Source organism: Pseudoclavibacter sp. JSM 162008 (assembly GCF_041366455.1).
In the GTDB taxonomy this organism is placed as follows: Bacteria; Actinomycetota; Actinomycetes; order Actinomycetales; family Microbacteriaceae; genus Pseudoclavibacter.
Window position 1 is genome coordinate 222,129 of sequence record NZ_JBEWYX010000003.1, and the last position, 18,516, is coordinate 240,644.

The following is an 18,516-nucleotide window of genomic DNA, read 5'->3' on the forward strand; positions in this document are numbered from 1 at the left end:
CGCTGTGCCTACACCGAGAGTGTGGCCGCGTCGCCCGACAGCACCTCCACTGTAGCACCGAGGAAATCAACGGCAGGCATGATGGCGTTCCACTCGGTCTGCGTGTTGGCCTCCGCGACCGCCGCGGCGCGGAGGCGCTGCTCGGGGCTCTCGCACAGCACGAGCACGCTCGGGCCCGCGCCGGAGACGACTGCGGGCAATCCTGCGGCCCGCAGCTCGGCGACGAGGCCGCTCGTGAAGGGCATGGCGGATGCGCGGTAGCTCTGGTGGAGGCGGTCTTCCGTCGCTTCGAAGAGCAGCTCCGGGCTCTGGACGAGTGCGGCGACGAGCAGGGCGGAGCGGGAGAGGTTGAAGATCGCGTCGGCGTGCGGGACGCTCTCGGGCTGGAGGCTGCGGGCGAGCTTGGTGGACATCGTCTCGGTCGGGATCAGGACGATCGGCGAGACGCCGCGATGCACGAGCAGCTGCTTCGAGCGGGGCCCGTTCTCTCCGACCCAGGCGATCGTCAGACCACCGAAGAGGCACGGCGCGACGTTGTCCGGGTGACCTTCGAGCTCGGTCGCGAATCGCAGGAGCGTGTCCGCGTCGAGCTCCACCTCGTTGGAGACGAGCGCGGCTGCTGCCATGACGCCGGAGACGATCGCGGCGCCAGAGGACCCCATGCCGCGCCCGTGCGGGATCGTGTTGACGGCGTGGATGCGCAGCCCGGGCAGCTCGTAGCCGAGGCCGGTGAGCGTGTGCTCGATCGACTGGACGACGAGGTGCGAGGCGTCGCGTGGCACGCTCTCGGAACCGACGCCTTCCACGTCGATCTCGAGGACGCCAGCCGGCGCGCTCTCGACGACGAGCGTGTCGTAGACGGCAAGCGCGAGACCGAGCGTGTCGAAGCCCGGTCCGAGGTTGGCGCTCGTCGCGGGGACCTTGACTTCGACGCGACGCGCCTGTTCGACCTGCTTCATGCTGCGACTCCTAGGCAGAGGACTGTTGCGATGTGAGTGAATTCGACGGACACCACGGGCGGTGCGTCGTGGTCGGTGGCGCCGGTGGGCCGTGCGCTAGAGCGCGCCCTCGACACGGAGAACCCCCGTGACGCGACGCGATGCCTCGTGAGCGGCCAGGGCCTCGGCGAGGGCCGAGAGGGCTCGTTCGGTTGCGGCGTGCGTGCCGATGACGAGGGTCGCCCCGCCCTCGGCTGAGTCTGCGGAGTGGCCCGCGGGCGAGCCATCCTGACCACCGGCGCTGCGCTGCTCGAGCGTCGAGACCGAGACGCCGAAGTCGCTGAAGACCTTCGCGATCTCCGCGAGCACACCGGGACGGTCGTGCACTTCGAGGATGATCTGGTAGCGGGTCGTGATCTCGCCGACCTCGAGTACCGGCAGGTCCGCGTGCGTCGACTCACCCAGGCCGGGTCCGCCGTTGACGCGGCGCCTGGCGGAGGAGACGAGGTCACCGAGGACCGCCGAGGCGGTCTCCACTCCCCCGGCGCCAGCACCGTAGAACATGAGGTCGCCGGCGGCCTGCGCCTGCACGAAGACGGCGTTGTTCCCGCCGTGCACCGAGGCGAGCGGGTGCTGTTCGTCGACGAGCGCCGGGTAGACGCGCGCCGAGATGCCCTCGACGCCGTCGGAGCCCGTCACGCGCTCGCAGATCGCGAGCAGCTTGACCACGAAGCCAGCCGCCTTCGCTCGCTCGATCTGCTCGATGGTGATCTCTGTGATGCCCTCACGGTGCACGAGCTCGACGGGCACCTCGGTGTGGAAGGCGATGGACGCCAGGATGGCCGCCTTCTGCTGCGCGTCGTAGCCGCCGATGTCGGCCGTCGGGTCTGCTTCGGCGTAGCCGAGTTCCGTCGCGATGCGCAGGGCCTCCTCCAGGGAGTCGCCCCTGGTGTGCATCCGGTCGAGGATGAAGTTGGTCGTGCCGTTCACGATGCCCAGGATGCGCTCGACCCTGTCGCCGGCGAGGCTGTCGCGCAGCGGGCGGATGATCGGGATGGCGCCCGCCACGGCGGCCTCGTACGTGAGCTGCGCGCCGACCCGGCGCGCCTGGTCGAACAGCTCGGGCCCATGCGCCGCGACGAGCGCCTTGTTCGCGGTGACGACGTCGGCGCCCGTGGACAGCGCCAGGGAGATGAGGTGCTTCGCCGGGTCGATGCCGCCCATGAGCTCGATGACGATGTCCGAGCCCAGGATGAGGCGTTCGGCGTCGTCGGTGAACAGCTCCTTGGGCAGGTCGACGTCGCGCTTCGCGTCGACGTTGCGCACCGCGATGCCGGTGAGCAGCAGCGGGGCCCCCACCCTGGCAGCGAGTTCCTCGGCGTTCTCGAGCAGGATGCGGGCGACCTGCGAGCCGACGGATCCCGCGCCAAGCAGGGCGACACGGATGGGTCGGTTCTGGTTCATCGGTTCTCCTCGGTTACGGGCGCTCATCGGTCACGGCAGCTGCGAGTCCCGCGTCTCTGGCAAGCAGATCGGTCACGGTCTCGGCACGGATCAGCGTGCGCGTCTCGCCGTCGCGAACCGCGACGACGGCCGGTCGGCCGATCATGTTGTAGTTGCTCGAGAGCGACCAGCAGTACGCGCCGGTCGCTGGCACGGCGACGAGGTCGCCGGGGGCGACATCGCTCGGGAGATAGTCTGCCAGAACGACGATGTCGCCGGATTCGCAGTGTTTTCCAACGACACGAACGAGCGCTGGCCCGGCAGCGGACGCCCGCGACGCGAGGCGGACGCTGTATTCGGCCTCGTAGAGCGCGGCCCTGACGTTGTCGCTCATGCCGCCGTCCACGGAGACGTAGAGGCGGTCGGCGCTGCCCCCGGCGTCGAGTGGGACGCGGACGTTCTTCGTCGTGCCCACCTCGTAGAGCGCCGTGCCGGCCGGCCCGATGATGGTGCGGCCCGGCTCGAACGCCATGTTCGGGACGGCGATGCCCAGCCGCGAGCAGGCGTCCGCCACGTGGGAGGCGATGTGGGCGGCCATCGTGCGGATGTCGGTCGGCGTCTCGCGCGGCAGGTAGGCGATGCCGTACCCGCCGCCGAGGTTCAGCTCGGGCACCGGCCCTCCGGCGAGCAGGCGCGCGTGCACGGCGACGAGGCGGTCCGCCGCCTCGCCGAACCCGTCCGCGTCGAAGATCTGCGAACCGATGTGCGAGTGCAACCCGAGGAACTCGAGCGAGTGGTGCTCCCGGATACGCGCGACGAACGCCTCCACCTCATCGAGCGGGATGCCGAACTTCTGGTCTTCGCGACTCGTGGCGAGGAACTCGTGCGTGGAGGCGTGCACCCCGGAGTTGACGCGGACGCGCACGGGCTGCCTGACCCCCGCGGCGGCAGCGGCCGCGGCGACGCGATCGAGCTCCTGGGTGCTGTCCAGCACGATCCCGCCGATCCCGGCGGCGACGGCGAGGCCGATCTCTCGGTTCGACTTGTTGTTCCCGTGGAAGCCGATCAGCGCGGGCGGCGCGCCGGCCGCCAGCGCCAGCGCCAGCTCCCCCTCGCTGCACACGTCGATCGCGCATCCAGCCTCGAGCATCCACCTCACGACCTCGGCGCTCAGAAACGCCTTGCCCGCGTAGTAGACCTTGGCCGAGACCCCGAGTGGCGCGAAGGCGTCGGTGAAGGCCGCGACGGTCTCGCTTGCCCTCGCTCGCGCATCCGACTCGTCGACGATGTAGAGCGGGGTGCCGAACTGCTCTGCGAGCGCGCGGACATCCGCACCCGCAATGGAGACCGCGCCGTCTTCGGCGCGGTTCGCATTCCTCGACCAGACGTGGGCGTCGAGCTCGTTCAGGTCACTCGGCACCTCGAGGGCAGCAGGGGCGAGCGGGTTCGCTCCGGTCAGGTGGACAGCTTGTGGTTCGCGGAGAGCTTCAGGCACCAGAGCATGCTATCGGCTGGCCTCTCGGCGGAACAGGCCGCCGGCGCCGACACGCAGGGGCTACAGGCAGTCGGCCACCGCGGGGAGCTCGTCGAGCCTCGCACCATCGACCTGCCAGGAGAACGTGATCGCCTCGCTGGAGACACCCGCGTCGGTGACCGTCGCCTCGAGCCCCGAGTCCGCGCACGTCGGCACCTCGACCTTCTCGTCGGACCCGAAGGGAATGCTCGTCCCGAACAGCGTCATGCTGCTGTCGTTCGTCACGAAGAGCTTCCCGTCGGCGGTCTCGTACCCGAGCTCAGACTCGACCTTGACCTGGAACTCACCAGTTCCGCTCACGGCCTCGATGTTGATGACATCGTCGCCGTAGCTGATCGTCGTCTCGTAGGACTCGGTGTCGATCTCGCTCTCCTCGCCCTGGAGAGCGGTCGGAACGCCATCGAGAACGTCGGTCGCCACCGAGAGATCGACGGTCGTGGCGTCCACCTGACCCTCCAGCGATGCGTCGATGCCCCTGAGGTCGATGCCGACCGTGATCCCTTCATCGCCCACCGAGGTCAGGGTCGCGTGCTCGATCTTGCCGGTGAGCACCTGCGCGAGCACGCTGAAGCCGTCCACGGCGACGGTGTACTCCGTCGGAGCCGAAGCCTCCCCGTAGTTGTCGATGACGATCTTGCTCGCCTGCTCCTCGAGCGCGCTGGTCACGTTTGCCCGAGCCGCGAACTCGCCGATGACCAGGCCACCCGCGACCACCACGACCCCGACGGCGGTCCACAGCCACCACTGCGCGTACCAGGGCCGCGGCCTCTTGCCCTGCGGGGGCTGACCGCCTTGCCACGGGCCCGGCTGCTGACCGTTCGGGGGCGGACCGCCCGCGACCTGCTGGCCGTAGCCGCTCCCCTGCGGCTGGCCGAACGGACGCTGCTGAGGCTGGCCGTAGGCGGGACCATGGGGTTGCTGACCGTAGCCAGGCTGCGGCTGCGGCTGCTGCTGGCCGTACCCTGGGCGCTGACCGAAGCCAGGCTGCTGAGGCTGCTGCCCGTATCCCTGCTGCTGGCCCTGGCCCGGCTGCGGTTGACCGAAGCCGGGCTGCTGGGGTTGCTGACCGTACCCCGGCTGCTGCTGACCCTGACCTGGCTGATGCCCGAAGCCCTGTCCGTTCGGCGGGATGCTCATCTCAGTTCTCCAGTTCCTCAGCGGCTGAGTCGGCGACGCGCTGAAGGCGAGCCGTCGAGCCCAGGGTGGCCTCGTCGGCACGGACCCCATCGTCTCAGCTCGAAACTAGTCGCGACAGGTGGAGAACTCCCCGGAATCCGGGATCTCGGCCGTGAGCGCGATGTTCCTCGCTTCGACACCGACCGTCAGCATCCCCTCGCCGATGCGCAACTCCGAAACGTGCAGACCCGCGGGCAGGTAGTCGGCGGTGCAGATGGGCACCGCGAACTCCTCGATGTCGGGAAGGGCCTGCGTGAGCGCCTGCCCGAACGCGCTGCCGGAGACCTCGACGTTCGTGGGGTCGATAACCACCTCGCCGTCAACGAGCCGCAGCTGCGCATCCACGGTGAGCACACCGGTGATGCCGAGGAAGGAGACCGTGGATGCGTACGACAGCTCATCTTCACCGAGCGTCAGCGATGCATCCGTTCCCGGCAGGGCCGCGACCCCTTCGAGCGTCGCCTCGGGAACGTCGAGGGTGCCCGTGAGCATCTCCGTCCGCATGCCGTCGAAGATGTGCACGCCGTAGGCGTCGACGCTCGCCGCCAGGTTCAGTCCGAACGCCGTCAGCTCATCCGCCGACACCGTGACGTGACTCGCCCGACCGGATGCGAGCTGCCAGAGCGTCGAGAAGCCGTGCACGCGGGCTTCGACATCACCCTCGACCCCGGGCGGGAGCGAGTCCTGCACGTGCTGCGCGATCCGGTCCTGCGCGACGAGGCGCACGCCGACATCGAGTCCGACGAGGAGCAGCAGGGCGCCGAGCGCCCAGAGCGCGGCCTTCACCCAGCGGCGCATCCTCCGCCTCCGCTGCGGCCTCGGGACCTGTCCGGGGCCGAGCGGCGGCTCGGCGGAGATGACCGGCGTCACGCGGAGCTCACATCCGCTCTGGCGCGGAGACCCCGAGCATCGTGAGCGCAGAGCGCAGGACCGTGCTCGTGGCGTCGTTCAGCCAGAGGCGCGTGCGGTGCAGGTCGGTGGTCTCGTCGTCCCCCCGCGGAATGACGCGGCAGCTGTCGTACCACCGGTGGTAGAGCCCTGCGAGCTCCTCCGCGAAGCGCGCGACGCGGTGCGGCTCGCGCAGCTCGGCGGCCGCCGCCACGACGCGCGGGAAGTCCTGGAGCGCGCCGAGCAGCGCGGACTCGGACTCGTGGTCGAGGAGGGACGGCTCGAAGGCCGAGCGGTCGACGCCGGACTCAGCCGCGTTTCGCCCCACGGCGCACGTGCGAGCGTGCGCGTACTGCACGTAGTAGACGGGGTTGTCGTTCGTGCGCTGCGCGAGGACATCGAGGTCGATGTCGAGGGTCGAGTTGGCGGACGAGCGCACAAGCGCGTACCGACCCGCGTCCACGCCCACTGCGTCGACGAGGTCGTCGAGCGTGACGATCGTGCCAGCGCGCTTCGACATGCGAACCGGCTCGCCGTCCTTCACGAGGTTCACCATCTGGCCGATGAGGATCTGCAGGTTCACGCCGGGCTGGTCGCCGAAGGCCGCGACCATGGCCATCATGCGTGCGACGTACCCGTGGTGGTCGGCGCCGAGCATGATGATGCACTGGTCGAAGCCCCGCTCGCGCTTGTCGAGGTAGTAGCCGATGTCGCCGGCCATGTAGGTCGGGCTGCCGTTCGAGCGCACGACGACACGATCTTTGTCGTCGCCGTATTCCGTCGTGCGCAGCCACTGCGCGCCGTCCTGCTCGAAGATCTGACCCTGCTCGCGCAGACGCTCGATGGCGCGTCCCACGGCGCCGGACTCGTGCACCGAATCCTCATGGAAGAAGACGTCGAAGTCGACACCGAAGTCGTGGAGCTTCTGCTTGATCTCGCCGAACATCTGCTCGACGCCCTTCGAGCGGAAGACTTCCTGCTGCGCCTCCCGATCGAGCTCGGCGAGCCCGTCGCCGTATGCCGCAGCCACCTGCCCCGCGATGTCGGAGATGTACGCGCCGCCGTAGCCGTCCTCCGGCGTGCCCTCGCCGAGGTAGGCGGCGAGCAGCGAGCGGGCGAAGCGGTCGATCTGCGCGCCGTGGTCGTTGAAGTAGTACTCGCGTGTCACGTCAGCGCCGGCAGCGATGAGCACGCGTGCCAGCGAGTCGCCGACCGCGGCCCAGCGGACGCCGCCCATGTGGATGGGGCCCGTCGGGTTGGCCGACACGAACTCCAGGTTGATCTTGACGTCGGCAAGCGAGTCGCCATTGCCGTAGGCCGCACCGGCGTCGACGATGACCTTCGCGAGCGAGCCAGCCGTGGCCGTGTCGAGCGTGATGTTGATGAAGCCGGGGCCGGCGACCTCGGCGCTCGCCACCTGCGCGTCGAGCACCAGCTGCTCGACGATGCTCGCGGCCAGCTCACGCGGGTTCGTGCCGACACGCTTCGCGAGCCGCATCGCGACGTTCGAGGCCCAGTCGCCGTGGTCGCGGTTCCGCGGACGCTCGAGCACGATGTCCGCTTCGGGGACCGTGATGCCTGCCGCGCCCTCGAGGGGTGCGAGTGCGGCGTTGACAGCGGTGGTGAGAGCCGTGACGAGAGCTGGAGAAGTCATAGACCACCCATCCTAGAGCCGAGACGGGCGCTCCGGCGGCGCGAAGGAGCGCCGGGGTCAGCCCAGCTGGACCCGCTCGGTCCAGTCCTCGAGGATGACCTCGCTCGACGTCGCGTTCACGTGGAGTTTCGAGAGGCGGAGGTTCGCAATGGTGTTGCTGAGGAAGGCGGTGTCGGCGGCATCCCGACCGCTCGCGATGCGCTGCATGAGGCGGCGCGGCGCCAGGTGGGTGGCATCCACGACATACCAGGCTCCGTCGACGAGCACCTCGACCACGGCGTGGAAGTCCATTGGCACCAGGCCGGGAGCGTAGACGGACACGAGCCGTGCCGGCAGGTCGTTGGCGCGCAGGAACGCGATGGTCAGGTGCGCGAAGTCACGGCAGACTCCCTGGCGCTTCAGGAACGTGTCTCGCGCGCCGTCGGTCGGCGCGCTGGAGCCCGGCACGTAGCTGATGTTCCTCGAGACCCAGTCGACGACCGCATCCACGAGCTCGAAACTCTGCTTGCCGCGGAACATCGAGCGGGCCGTGGGCCCGAGCAGGTCGGACTCCGCGTAGCGAGAGGGGCGGCGGAACTGGATGAGATCGAGTTCCTCCGGCTCGTTCGCCTGCGCGCGTCCGAGAACCGTCGCGCCGTAGCGCATCTCGATGTGCCTGGCTGAGGTCGTCACGCGGTGCAGCCGGCACTCGGAGCGGTCGATCGACTCGATGACCTCGAGCGGCTGTCCGTCACCCGTGATCGTGAACGTCTCGCTCTCGAGGCTCGCCAGCGTGTGGGCGGCTATCGAGAACACGAGGTCGGCTTCCCCGTCGAGTTCGAGGTCAATGGCAGATTCGATCTTTCGCATCACCAGCGGATTGTGTCACGCCGTCATGGCGTTCCAGCACAAGTGTGTGCGGCCTCGCAGGGTGGCGTCGGGATGCCCTCTGGCCCTGTTAGTATTGGCCCCGCGTTGCTGAATGCTCAGCTCCGCGCCCGCCTCCGTAGCTCAGTGGATAGAGCACCGGTTTCCGGTACCGAAGGTCGCAGGTTCGACTCCTGTCGGGGGCACATCTCGATGTCGCGAGGCATCACGCACGGCCCGGTTCTGCAGCGCAGAGCCGGGCCGTCTGCGCGTGGGCCGGGACCCATCGACCGTCGACATGGCACCGTTGACAGCCGTCGCGACGCGGGGCTACGGTCAGCAGTACCTCGACGAGGGGAGGCAAGGATGCCCACCTACACGTACCGATGCGACAGCTCGCATCGCTTCGACGAGGTTCACACGATGAGTTCCATACCGGATGCATCCACCTGCCCGGAGTGCGGAGGCGAGGCGCTGCGGCGTCCCGGCGCGCCGCATCTGTCCGCCGCGGGCTCTTCCGCGTACGGCCTCATCGATGCCTCCGCCAGGTCTGCGCACGAGCCCGCCGTCGTGAGCTCGCTCCCCGGCACTCCGCGCCGGGCCGGAACCGGCGTCACCCGCAATCCGCTCCACGCGAAGCTGCCACGACACTGACGTCGTGGGGCTCGCACCAACGAAAGGACCGCCCCATGCCAGACGTGCTGTTTCCCCTCGATTCCTCGAAGAAGTTCGAGGACCAGGAGAAGATCGGCCACAACCGGTGGCACCCGGAGATCCCACCGGTGGCCACCGTGAAACCAGGCGACGAGTTCCGAGTCGACTGCCGCGAGTGGTTCGACGGCGCGATCGTCAACGACGACTCGGCCGAAGACATCCTCAACGCACCGCTGCTCACGGTGCACAAGCTCAGCGGTCCGTTCCGCGTCGAGGGCGCTAAGCCGGGCGACCTGCTCATCGTCGACATCCTCGACGTCGGTCCCATCCCGCAGGAGAAGGGCCCACTCGCTGGCCAGGGTTGGGGCTACACCGGCATCTTCGCGAAGCAGAACGGCGGCGGCTTCCTCACCGATCAGTTCCCGGACGCGTACAAGGCGATCTGGGATTTCAGCGGACAGACCGCAACTTCTCGCCACGTGCCTGGGGTGTCCTTCACCGGGCTCATCCACCCAGGGCTGATGGGCACGGCTCCGTCGGCGGAGCTGCTCGCGACCTGGAACGCCCGGGAAGGGAAGCTCATCGCGACCGACCCGAACCGTGTGCCGCCGCTCGCGCTGCCTCCCGAGCCGCAGTTCGCGGTGCTCGGCTCGCTCCCCGACTCGGAGTTCGACCGCGTCGCGGGTGAGGCCGCCAGGACCGCGCCCCCGCGGGAGAACGGCGGCAACCAGGACATCAAGAACCTCTCGAAGGGCACCCGCATCTTCTACCCCGTCTTCGTGGACGGAGCGAACCTCTCGATGGGCGACCTGCACTTCTCCCAGGGCGACGGCGAGATCACCTTCTGCGGCGCCATCGAGATGGGCGGGTTCATGGACGTGCGGGTCGACGTCATCAAGGGCGGCATGGACACGTACGGGGTCTCGGAGAACGCGATCTTCATGCCAGGGAACGTGGAGCCGAACTACAGCGAGTGGATCGCGTTCAGCGGCACCTCCGTGACGCTCGACGGGGAGCAGCGCTACCTCGACTCCCATCTCTCCTACCAGCGAGCATGCCTGCACGCCATCGACTACCTCACGAAGTTCGGCTACGCCCCCGAGCAGGCCTACCTGCTACTCGGATCGGCGCCGATCGAGGGCCGTCTGTCTGGCGTCGTGGACATCCCCAACTCCTGTTCCACGGTGTACCTGCCGACGGCGATCTTCGACTTCGACGTTCGGCCCTCCGCACGCGGGCCGCATCAGATCGACCCGGGCATGGGGGCGCCGAGGGCCGTCGCCTCCTGAGAGGACCCGCCCTCATCTGGGGCCGCGGGTGGGCGCATGTGGCGCGCCTGCCCGCTGGCCTCTACAATCTCGTGTGCCTTCAGAGACCCCAGACGAGACGCCCACGGCGGCGCCCGACGATGCGACCATCGCGAGCAGCGCTCCGGAGCGCATCGGCGAAGCCGACCTCGCGACGACCCTGCGGGTGCTCGAGCAGCTGTCCGCGTACGACCGCGAGGACCCGGACTTCATCGCCGTGCGACGCGCGACGGCCCAGTTCTTCAAGGACGTGAAGCGGGTGGGACGCGCCGCGAAGCGGCAGCGCATCGCGGACGCCGACAAGGCGGTCGTCGCGGCGACCGCGACCGGCGCGCCCGATCGCATCGACGACGAGACCCGCGGCATCCCGATCTCCACCTCCACGACGACCCCGAGCGCGGGCGAGCTCCTCAAGCCGCGCGCCTGCTACATCTGCAAGCAGCCCTACACGGTCGTCGATGCGTTCTACCACCAGCTCTGCCCCGACTGCGCGGCGTTCAGCCACTCGAAGCGGGATGCACGAGCCGACCTCACGGGGAAGCGCGCGCTGCTCACGGGCGGTCGCGCGAAGATCGGCATGTACATCGCGCTGCGTCTCCTGCGCGATGGTGCCCACACGACGATCACGACGCGCTTCCCGCGCGACGCCGTGCGCCGCTTCTCGGCGCTGCCGGACTCCGCCGATTGGATCGACCGGCTGAAGATCGTCGGCATCGATCTCCGCGACCCGGCTCAGGTCATGGGCCTCGCAGATTCGGTCACCGCTGCCGGGCCGCTCGACATCCTCATCAACAACGCGGCGCAGACCGTGCGTCGCTCCCCCGGCGCCTACGCGCCGCTCGTGGAAGCTGAGCTGGCGCCGCTGCCGGACGGCCCGCTCCCGGAGCTCGTGACGTTCGGGCACACCAACGACGCGCATCCGCTCGCCCTCGCGGAGTCGGTTGCGGCGCACCCGATTCTCTCGTCGGCTGCCGGTCGAACCGCGGAGGAGCTCAGCGCCGACGCGATGGCCGCGGGCTCTTCGTCGCTCGAACGCCTCGCCGCTGGCACCGCGATCGACGCCGGCGGACTCGTGCCGGACGAGCTGCACATCAACTCCTGGACCCAGCACGTCGACCAGGTCGAGCCCATCGAGATGCTCGAAGTGCAGCTCGCCAACATGACCGCCCCGTTCCTGCTGGTCAGCAAGCTGCGTGGCGCGCTCAAAGCATCGTCGGCTCGACGCACCTACATCGTCAACGTCTCCGCGATGGAGGGCGTGTTCGGTCGAGGCTACAAGGGTCCAGGTCACCCCCACACGAACATGGCGAAAGCCGCACTGAACATGCTCACGCGCACAAGCGCGAGGGAGATGTTCGAGAGCGATCGCATCCTCATGACCGCCGTCGACACCGGCTGGATCACCGACGAGCGGCCGCACTTCACCAAGGTCCGGCTCGCCGAGGAGGGCTTCCACGCTCCGCTCGATCTCGTCGACGGAGCCGCGCGCGTCTACGACCCGATCGTTCGAGGCGAGACCGGCGAGGACCTCTTCGGCGTCTTCCTGAAGGACTACAAGCCGGGCTCCTGGTAGCAGGCGGGGCTGGCGTCCACCCCGCCAGCACGGCCGACCACCGGACCTGCCCGCCGAGCCAGACTGACGGTGTCCCGGCTAGAAGATCTGGCCAACCGGCTCGCGCTTCTCGCTCTGGAAGGCGTCCTCGGTCCGGCCCGCCGCCCAGTAGCCGGACAGGGAGAGCTGCGATCGGTCGATGCCGCGCGCGGAGAAGTTCTTCCGCAACCGCTTCATCTGCTCGCGCTCGCCGTGTGCGAACACCTGAACTCTTCCGTCCGGGAGTTCGAGTTCTTCGACCGCGGCTGCGAGCAGCTGACGGTCGAAACCGCCGTGCTCGCCCCGGTGGATCCAGGTGACGGTGACTCCCGTCGGCGCTTCGAGCTGGATGTGGTCCTCGTCCCCGCCAACCTCGACGAGCACTGCGCCCTTGGCGTCGTCCGGCATCGCCTCGAGCGTGCGGGCGATGGCCGGGAGGGCGGATTCGTCACCGCAGATGAGGTGCCAGTCGCTCTCGGGCAGCGGGGAGTAGGCCCCGTGCGGGGTACTTGCGACGATGACGTCGCCCGGATTGGCGTCTCGGGCCCAGGGTCCGGCCACCCCAGCGTCGCCGTGCACGACGAAGTCGACCGAGACGGTTCCGCTCGCACGGTCGATGCCGCGGACCGTGTAGGTGCGACGGACCGGCACCTGGTCGATCGGGAGCGTGGCCCGGAGCTCCTGCAGGTCGAAGGGCAGCTCGAGCTCGCCGATGCCTGCCCCGAAGTGCAGCTTCAGGTAGGTGTCGGCGTGCTCGAGATCGAAGTCGTCGAGGTCCGCGCCGGAGAAATGGACGCGGACGAGCGAACGGCTGAGGCGCTCGGTCCGCACCACCGTCAGACGGACGGTGGGTCCGCGCTTGCGTGGCTTCTGGACGACGGCTTCGGTCACGTGGGGGCTCCTGACGATGGGGGCATGAGTTAGGACAGCCTAACAACCCTCGCCGGGAACGGGTGATGGAACCGGGTTCACGACCCCTTGGCGTCGGTTGCGTCCTCCGAGCGCTTGTAGCGCGCGATCGCATCGGCGAGCTCCTCCAGGAACACGTCGACCTCTTGCGCCGAGTATCCGCGCTCATAGACCCGCGAGGTGAACTTCACGGCCTCGACTTCATGGGCTCCCGCGATCTGGGCTTCCTCCGGGTGGCCGCTCTCGAACGCCTCCAGCGTCGCCGCTGCCTGGTCGAGAAACTGGTCGACCTCCTGCACGTCGTAGCAGCCGTCGAACTTCAGCGCGTTGAACCGCTTGGTGCGTACGTCTTCACTTCGCACGTTGGACCTCCTGTGTCTCATGTGAAACCGGACAAGGTGCGCTTGTCCGGTGCACGACAATTCTACGGAACTCCATGCGGAATCACACATCGACGCCCGATCGTCACCAAGTGCTCACGTTGGCCACCACTACGATGCCCGGCGTTCCCCACGTGTTCACCAGCACGGCGACGACGCGCACAACAATCACGTTCTTCACGGCTTGGTCCCGCTAGCGTTACGAGCGAGGCCGCTGACCGGCCAGAAAGGGGTCTCCGTGCGTCGTGCGCTCTCTTTGCTCGGCATCGCTGCCGTTGCACTCCTCGGGACGAGTGCACCAGCATCCGCCGAGGTCTCTCCGATCACTTCCGCTGCCATCGCGCCAGCGACGAGCCCAGGGGCCCCCGACGGGCACATCTTCGACCCCGACGGGCTCGTCACGGGTGAGACCGCCGACATCGAGCAGGCGATCTCGGCGCTCGAGGCGGACACCGACTTCACCATGTACTTCGCGATCGTCGATCGATTCTCGAACCCGAGTGAGGGGTTCGACTGGGCGAGCGAGTTCGCGTCCGTCAACGACCTCGGCTCTGAGGCGGTCATCCTCTATGTCGGCGTCGATCAGCTCGACTTCGGGCTCAACACCGACAGCACTTTCCCTCTCGGAGACGGGGCGCTCCGCGACATCGAGACGCAGTCCATCGCACCCAACCTCGATGCTGGCGACTACGGCCAAGCCGCCGTCTCTGCCGCCGACTCCCTCCGCCAGGAGCTGACAGGGGCAGGAGGCGGGTCGGCCGGAACCGCCCCGAGCATCGATGCGGGGCCGATCTTCCTCTTCGTGGGCGGATTCATCGTCGTCGTGGCCCTCATCATCCTGGTCGTCGTCCTGATGGCCCGGCGCAAGAAGAAGCAGGGACAGCGGGCAACCCAGGCTCAGCGCACGGCGCAGCTCGAGCAGCTGGCGCAGCGCGCAGCAGGCGAGCTCGTCAGGGTCGACAACCTCGTGACCGCCGCCGACCAGGAAGTGAGCTTCGCCGAGGCGCAGTTCGGTCAGGAGCCGGTCGCCGAGTACCGGGCGGCCGTGGCGGATGCGCGCGAGCAGCTGCGACGAGCGTTCGACGTTCAGGGGCAGTACCTCGACGCGACCCCGGAGCCGGAGCCCGCCAAGATCCAGATGAACGAGGCCATCCTGGGTTTCGCGAACCAGGCCGAGCAGCGCGTCGCCGAGCAGGCCGCGCGCTTCGAGAAGCTGCGGGACATGGAACGCAACGCGCCGGAACTGCTCAGGCAGGTGCGCGGCGAGCTCGACCGGCTGGAAGGCCAGATGCAGGGTGCCGAGTCGCAGCTGACAGCCTTGCGTGCCCGGTATAGCGCACAGGCGCTCTCGACCGTCGACGATTCCACGCAGCACGCGAGGGAGCTGCTCGCGTTGGCGCGCACGGAGACGGAGAACGCGGACGGCGGTCTTCGTGAGGGCCGGACCGGGCCCGCGGCCGTCGACATCAGTGACGCGCAGCTCGCGCTCGCACGGGTGAGCTCGGTGCTCGGCTCGATCGGCGCCGCAGCGAGCGACCTGGAGAACGCGGAGCAGCTCATCCGCCAGGAGATCGGGGAGCTGGAGTCCGGGCTCGCGCGCAGCTCCCAGCTCGTCCAGCAGGCGTCGCTGCAGCCCGACGTCGCCGCTGCGGCGGCGGCAGCTCAGACTGCGGCCCATGAGGCCATCGGCCGGGCCCGCTCCGGCGGGACGGCAGCGGCCGATCCCCTCCGGACCCTCGGCGCTCTCCGCGAGGCCGACGAGGCGCTCGACACCGCCATCGCATCGCTGCTGCAGGAGCATGAGCGCCTCGCCGGTCTGCGTCGCCAGCTCGACGTCGCGCTGGCACAAGCCCGCTCCGCGGTCACGGGCGGGCTCCAGTTCATCGACGGACGACGAGGGGCCGTCGAGAGCGAACCCCGCGCGCGCATCCAGCAGGCCGAGACCGAGCTCCGAACGGCGGAGCAGCTCGCCGCGACGCAGCCCGAAGAGGCGATGCAACGAGCCAAGAGCGCGATCAGCCTCGCCGAACGGGCGACCGAGCAGGCCAGGAGCCAGGTGCAGATGCAGCGCAGCGGCTACGAGCAGAGCTGGGGCATGTCGTCTGGCGTCAACTCGAACAGCAACTTCAACTCGGGGCTCCTGGGCGGAATCCTCGGCGGCCTCATCAGCAACAGCGGCTCCTCGAGTCGCAGCTCCTGGGGAGGCGGAAGCTCCTGGGGAGGCGGCTCGAGCCGCCGCTCAGGCGGCTCCTCCGGGTTCAGGTCGTCCGGGGGCTTCCGCTCCTCAGGCGGCGGCTTCCGCTCCTCGGGCGGCGGCCGACGGCGCTGACGCCGCTCCCGGGAGCACACAGCCCGCAACACACCACTTCACAGCACTGCCATCCACCAGGAACCGACCAGCAAGAAGGAAGCACTCGATGTCCAACAAGCAGTCCATCTTCGGACGAATCAGCCAGCTCGTCCGCGCGAACATCAACTCGCTCATCGACAACGCGGAAGACCCGCAGCTCATGATCGACCAGCTCATCCGCGACTTCACCGCGAACATCAAGGAAGCCGAGTCGGCCATCGCGCAGACCATCGGCCAGCTGCGCATGCTGGAGGATGACTACCGCGAGGACGTGCAGGCTGCGTCGGAGTGGGGCAACAAGGCGCTCGCCGCGAGCCGAAAGGCCGACGAGCTCCGAGCCGCGAACGATGAGGTCGACGCGCAGAAGTTCGACAACCTCGCCAAGGTCGCGCTCTCGCGCCAGATCGAGTCCGAGACCGAGGCGCGCACTGCCGAACCGCAGATCCGCGCCCAGACGCAGGTCGTCGACCAGCTGAAGGGCGGCCTCGAGGGGATGCGCGAGAAGCTGCGTCAGCTCGGCGCCAAGCGCGACCAGCTCGCCGCTCGCGCCAAGACGGCCGAGGCGCAGCAGAAGGTCAACGAAGCCCTCGGCAGCATCAACGTCATGGACCCGACCAGCGACCTCGGCCGCTTCGAGGAGAAGGTGCGCCGCCAGGAGGCGCTCGTCCGCGGCCAGCAGGAGCTGCAGACCTCCAGCCTCGACTCGCAGTTCAACCAGCTCGAGGACCTCGGCAAGCTGACCGAGGTCGAGGCTCGCCTCGCCGCGCTCAAGCAGGGGCAGCGCTCCCCCGCCGCCATCGACGCCCCGGAGCAGAGCTTCTAGACCTCGAAGCCGGCAGTGTTCGCCGCTGAGACCCGTCGCACACGGTCGGGTCTCAGCGGCGTCCTTCTCCCCCAGCCTTTCCGCGGCACCACAATCAGCGTACGAAGGTCGTCACCATGAACCCCCTCAAGAGCCTGTTCCTCGACTCGCCGATCTCGCGACTCGGCTACCACGCGGCGACCGCCGTCGGTCTCGTCGTCGGAGTCCCGCTCTCGACGGGCCGAGTGGAGGTGCACGACGGGCTCATCGTCTGCCGCGGCCTCCCGAAGTGGGCCTTCCGCCGAGGAGGGACCTGTGTCGGCCGTGTCTATCTGACGCGCGACGTCGTCGGCGAGCGGGTGTTCCGTCACGAACGCGTGCACGTCGAGCAGTGGAAGCGCTACGGCTTCCTGTTCCCGCCCCTCTACTGGCTCGCGGGTTTCGACCCGCTCAAGAACCGCTTCGAGATCGAAGCCGGCCTGGAAGACGGCAACTACCTGCCGCCACGCCGGCGTCCAGCCCCGCGCGGCTGACCGGACGCGAGCACGTCGCCTCTCACCACGTAGGCGGGTGCCGCCTCGGCCAGTCCAGCTCCCGCTCGAGCTCGTTCGAGAGTCGAAGCAGCGTCACGTCGTCCCCGGGGCGCCCGATGGCCTGCACGCCGACCGGTAGACCGCGCGCTGACCCCGTCGGCATCGAGATCGCCGGCAGCCCGGTCACGTTCACGTACGAGGTGTACGGGGTGAACTGGCACTGCTGCTCGAAGTTCCGCTCGCCGTCCTCCGCATCGAACCATCCCAGCGGCCTCGGGGTCATCGCCAGGGTCGGGGTCAGCACGACGTCGAACTCCGAGTACTGGGCGATCATGCTGCGCTCGAACGCACCGAGGGACGCGAGCGAGGCGGCCAGGTCCGCCGCCGACTTCGTCCTCCCGACGCCGACCAGCCAGCGTGTCAACGGCTCAAGCGCAGCAAGCGCTTCCCCCTCGAGCGGGATGGTGGATGCTCCCGCTTGCCAGACCGTGCGGAACGCCTCGAAGTACTCGGGCGCATCCACCGGGGTCGCCGGCACGAGCTGGTGCCCGAGCCGGACGAGGTGCTCCTTGGTCGCCTCGAAGACCTCGGCGACGCCATCGTCGAGGTCGATGGCGTAGGTGGTCGACCACGGCGACCACGTGGTGAAGCCGATGCGGAGTCTCCGGACGGGCGCCTCCAGCGCGTCGACGTAGGACCGCTCTCCCGCCGGGGCCGTCAGCGCGCTCCGGTCAGCCTGGCCTCCGTCGGCGCGGCGGGCGATCATGCCGTCGAGCAGCAGCGCTGCATCCGCTGTTGTCCTCGCGAGCGGCCCGGCGACGGGCAGTCCGGCCAGCGATCCGACGCCGGACCCGTCTGGCACACGACCCCGACTCGGCTTGAGGCCGACGAGACCGCAGGCCGCGGCGGGGATGCGGATGGAGCCGCCGCCGTCGGAGCCCGGCGCGAAGGGCAGCAGCCCCGCCGCGACCGCCGCGGCGGCTCCACCCGAGGAGCCACCGGCACCGAGCCCGGACCCCCATGGGGTGACGGCCGGGGCGGCGACCGCATTCTCGGTGTACGCGGGAAGCCCGAACTCTGGAGTGTTCGTCTTGCCCAGACTGATGCCGCCCGCCGCATCCATCGTCTCGACCAGTGCCGAGCTCGCCTCAGGCACGTGGCCGGCGAAGGCTCGAGAGCCGAACGTCGTCGGCACGCCAGCACGTGGTTCGAGGTCCTTGTCCGCGAACGGCATGCCCCAGAGCGGGGCTGAGCGCCTGTCGGCGCGCTGCGAGCGAGCCCCGGGATCCTGCTCGAGCTGACGCGCCCGGTCGAGTGCGCGTTCGCGCGTCACGGTGATGAACGCGCCCGACCTGCCAGCATCGGCGTCGATTCTCGCGAGGTAGGCGCTCACGAGGTCGACGGGCGAGAGGTCGCCAGCGGCGATCAGCTCGCGTTGCCGCATGGCACCGAGTTCGTGCAGCGGTTCGCTCATGGTGTGCCTTTCGAGGAACGGGCACGTCGCGCCCTGG

Annotated in this window: 16 protein-coding genes and 1 tRNA gene; 7 read left to right on the plus strand and 10 right to left on the minus strand. The window is 69.1% G+C overall.

Annotated features, from left to right (window positions below; all coding sequences use genetic code 11):
* Window positions 1–8: 8 nt before the first annotated feature.
* From thrB to ABVF28_RS03875, 7 genes are all read right to left on the minus strand, one after another.
* Window positions 9–959 (minus strand): homoserine kinase, encoded by a 951-nt coding sequence (gene thrB, locus ABVF28_RS03845; protein ID WP_104312155.1) that lies wholly within the window; start codon window positions 957–959, stop codon window positions 9–11.
* 96 nt (window positions 960–1,055) lie between these two features.
* The gene (locus tag ABVF28_RS03850) at window positions 1,056–2,402 is read right to left on the minus strand and encodes a homoserine dehydrogenase (RefSeq protein WP_104312156.1); all 1,347 of its coding nucleotides are present in this window, start codon (window positions 2,400–2,402) and stop codon (window positions 1,056–1,058) included.
* A 13-nt stretch (window positions 2,403–2,415) separates the two neighbouring features.
* Complete coding sequence (gene lysA, locus ABVF28_RS03855; protein ID WP_258068172.1) at window positions 2,416–3,876, minus strand: diaminopimelate decarboxylase; 1,461 nt, start codon at window positions 3,874–3,876, stop codon at window positions 2,416–2,418.
* 60 nt (window positions 3,877–3,936) lie between these two features.
* A complete protein-coding gene (locus tag ABVF28_RS03860; RefSeq protein WP_371029538.1) occupies window positions 3,937–5,052 on the minus strand; it encodes a hypothetical protein in 1,116 nt (371 codons plus the stop codon).
* 105 nt (window positions 5,053–5,157) lie between these two features.
* The gene (locus tag ABVF28_RS03865) at window positions 5,158–5,961 is read right to left on the minus strand and encodes a DUF2993 domain-containing protein (protein ID WP_371029539.1); all 804 of its coding nucleotides are present in this window, start codon (window positions 5,959–5,961) and stop codon (window positions 5,158–5,160) included.
* Between the two features lie 7 nt (window positions 5,962–5,968).
* Window positions 5,969–7,633 carry an arginine--tRNA ligase gene (gene argS / locus ABVF28_RS03870; protein ID WP_371029540.1) on the minus strand — a complete coding sequence of 555 codons (1,665 nt, stop codon included), beginning with the start codon at window positions 7,631–7,633 and terminating at the stop codon, window positions 5,969–5,971.
* A gap of 57 nt (window positions 7,634–7,690) precedes the next feature.
* The gene (locus ABVF28_RS03875; protein ID WP_371029541.1) at window positions 7,691–8,482 is read right to left on the minus strand and encodes a transglutaminase family protein; all 792 of its coding nucleotides are present in this window, start codon (window positions 8,480–8,482) and stop codon (window positions 7,691–7,693) included.
* 130 nt (window positions 8,483–8,612) lie between these two features.
* Between ABVF28_RS03875 and ABVF28_RS03880 the strand changes: the two genes are divergently transcribed.
* The 4 genes from ABVF28_RS03880 (at window position 8,613) to ABVF28_RS03895 (ending at window position 12,013) form a co-directional block, all read left to right on the plus strand.
* A tRNA-Arg gene (locus ABVF28_RS03880) sits at window positions 8,613–8,685 on the plus strand.
* A gap of 160 nt (window positions 8,686–8,845) precedes the next feature.
* Entirely contained in the window at window positions 8,846–9,133 is a 288-nt protein-coding gene (locus ABVF28_RS03885) for an FmdB family zinc ribbon protein (protein WP_211890255.1), read from the plus strand.
* 35 nt (window positions 9,134–9,168) lie between these two features.
* Window positions 9,169–10,422 carry a formamidase gene (gene fmdA / locus ABVF28_RS03890; protein ID WP_371029542.1) on the plus strand — a complete coding sequence of 418 codons (1,254 nt, stop codon included), beginning with the start codon at window positions 9,169–9,171 and terminating at the stop codon, window positions 10,420–10,422.
* Window positions 10,423–10,495: 73 nt separating this feature from the next.
* Window positions 10,496–12,013 carry an SDR family NAD(P)-dependent oxidoreductase gene (locus ABVF28_RS03895; RefSeq protein ID WP_371029543.1) on the plus strand — a complete coding sequence of 506 codons (1,518 nt, stop codon included), beginning with the start codon at window positions 10,496–10,498 and terminating at the stop codon, window positions 12,011–12,013.
* A 78-nt stretch (window positions 12,014–12,091) separates the two neighbouring features.
* Here the strand turns inward: ABVF28_RS03895 and ABVF28_RS03900 are convergent, their stop codons facing one another.
* Window positions 12,092–12,922, minus strand: a complete 831-nt coding sequence (locus tag ABVF28_RS03900) for a siderophore-interacting protein (protein WP_104312162.1) — start codon at window positions 12,920–12,922, stop codon at window positions 12,092–12,094.
* 77 nt (window positions 12,923–12,999) lie between these two features.
* On the minus strand, window positions 13,000–13,302 hold the full coding sequence (locus ABVF28_RS03905; RefSeq protein ID WP_179556530.1) for a DivIVA domain-containing protein: 303 nt from the start codon (window positions 13,300–13,302) through the stop codon (window positions 13,000–13,002).
* 256 nt (window positions 13,303–13,558) lie between these two features.
* Here ABVF28_RS03905 and ABVF28_RS03910 point away from each other — a divergent pair, with 256 nt between their 5' ends.
* From ABVF28_RS03910 to ABVF28_RS03920, 3 genes are all read left to right on the plus strand, one after another.
* Window positions 13,559–15,649 carry a TPM domain-containing protein gene (locus ABVF28_RS03910; protein WP_371029544.1) on the plus strand — a complete coding sequence of 697 codons (2,091 nt, stop codon included), beginning with the start codon at window positions 13,559–13,561 and terminating at the stop codon, window positions 15,647–15,649.
* 88 nt (window positions 15,650–15,737) lie between these two features.
* Complete coding sequence (locus ABVF28_RS03915) at window positions 15,738–16,493, plus strand: PspA/IM30 family protein (protein ID WP_104312165.1); 756 nt, start codon at window positions 15,738–15,740, stop codon at window positions 16,491–16,493.
* A gap of 116 nt (window positions 16,494–16,609) precedes the next feature.
* Entirely contained in the window at window positions 16,610–17,005 is a 396-nt protein-coding gene (locus tag ABVF28_RS03920) for a Fe-S oxidoreductase (RefSeq protein WP_104312166.1), read from the plus strand.
* A gap of 22 nt (window positions 17,006–17,027) precedes the next feature.
* Here the strand turns inward: ABVF28_RS03920 and ABVF28_RS03925 are convergent, their stop codons facing one another.
* Window positions 17,028–18,479 (minus strand): amidase, encoded by a 1,452-nt coding sequence (locus tag ABVF28_RS03925; RefSeq protein ID WP_371029545.1) that lies wholly within the window; start codon window positions 18,477–18,479, stop codon window positions 17,028–17,030.
* Window positions 18,480–18,516: the final 37 nt, after the last annotated feature.

Excerpts from the sequence above, each read along its gene's own strand:
- argS (WP_371029540.1), bottom strand. The coding sequence starts at position 7,633 with ATGACTTCTCCAGCTCTCGTCACGGCTCTCACCACCGCTGTCAACGCC.
- ABVF28_RS03925 (WP_371029545.1), bottom strand. The coding sequence starts at position 18,479 with ATGAGCGAACCGCTGCACGAACTCGGTGCCATGCGGCAACGCGAGCTG.
- ABVF28_RS03850 (WP_104312156.1), bottom strand. The coding sequence starts at position 2,402 with ATGAACCAGAACCGACCCATCCGTGTCGCCCTGCTTGGCGCGGGATCC.
- ABVF28_RS03885 (WP_211890255.1), top strand. The coding sequence starts at position 8,846 with ATGCCCACCTACACGTACCGATGCGACAGCTCGCATCGCTTCGACGAG.
- thrB (WP_104312155.1), bottom strand. The coding sequence starts at position 959 with ATGAAGCAGGTCGAACAGGCGCGTCGCGTCGAAGTCAAGGTCCCCGCG.
- fmdA (WP_371029542.1), top strand. The coding sequence starts at position 9,169 with ATGCCAGACGTGCTGTTTCCCCTCGATTCCTCGAAGAAGTTCGAGGAC.
- ABVF28_RS03860 (WP_371029538.1), bottom strand. The coding sequence starts at position 5,052 with ATGAGCATCCCGCCGAACGGACAGGGCTTCGGGCATCAGCCAGGTCAG.
- ABVF28_RS03915 (WP_104312165.1), top strand. The coding sequence starts at position 15,738 with ATGTCCAACAAGCAGTCCATCTTCGGACGAATCAGCCAGCTCGTCCGC.
- ABVF28_RS03920 (WP_104312166.1), top strand. The coding sequence starts at position 16,610 with ATGAACCCCCTCAAGAGCCTGTTCCTCGACTCGCCGATCTCGCGACTC.
- ABVF28_RS03875 (WP_371029541.1), bottom strand. The coding sequence starts at position 8,482 with ATGCGAAAGATCGAATCTGCCATTGACCTCGAACTCGACGGGGAAGCC.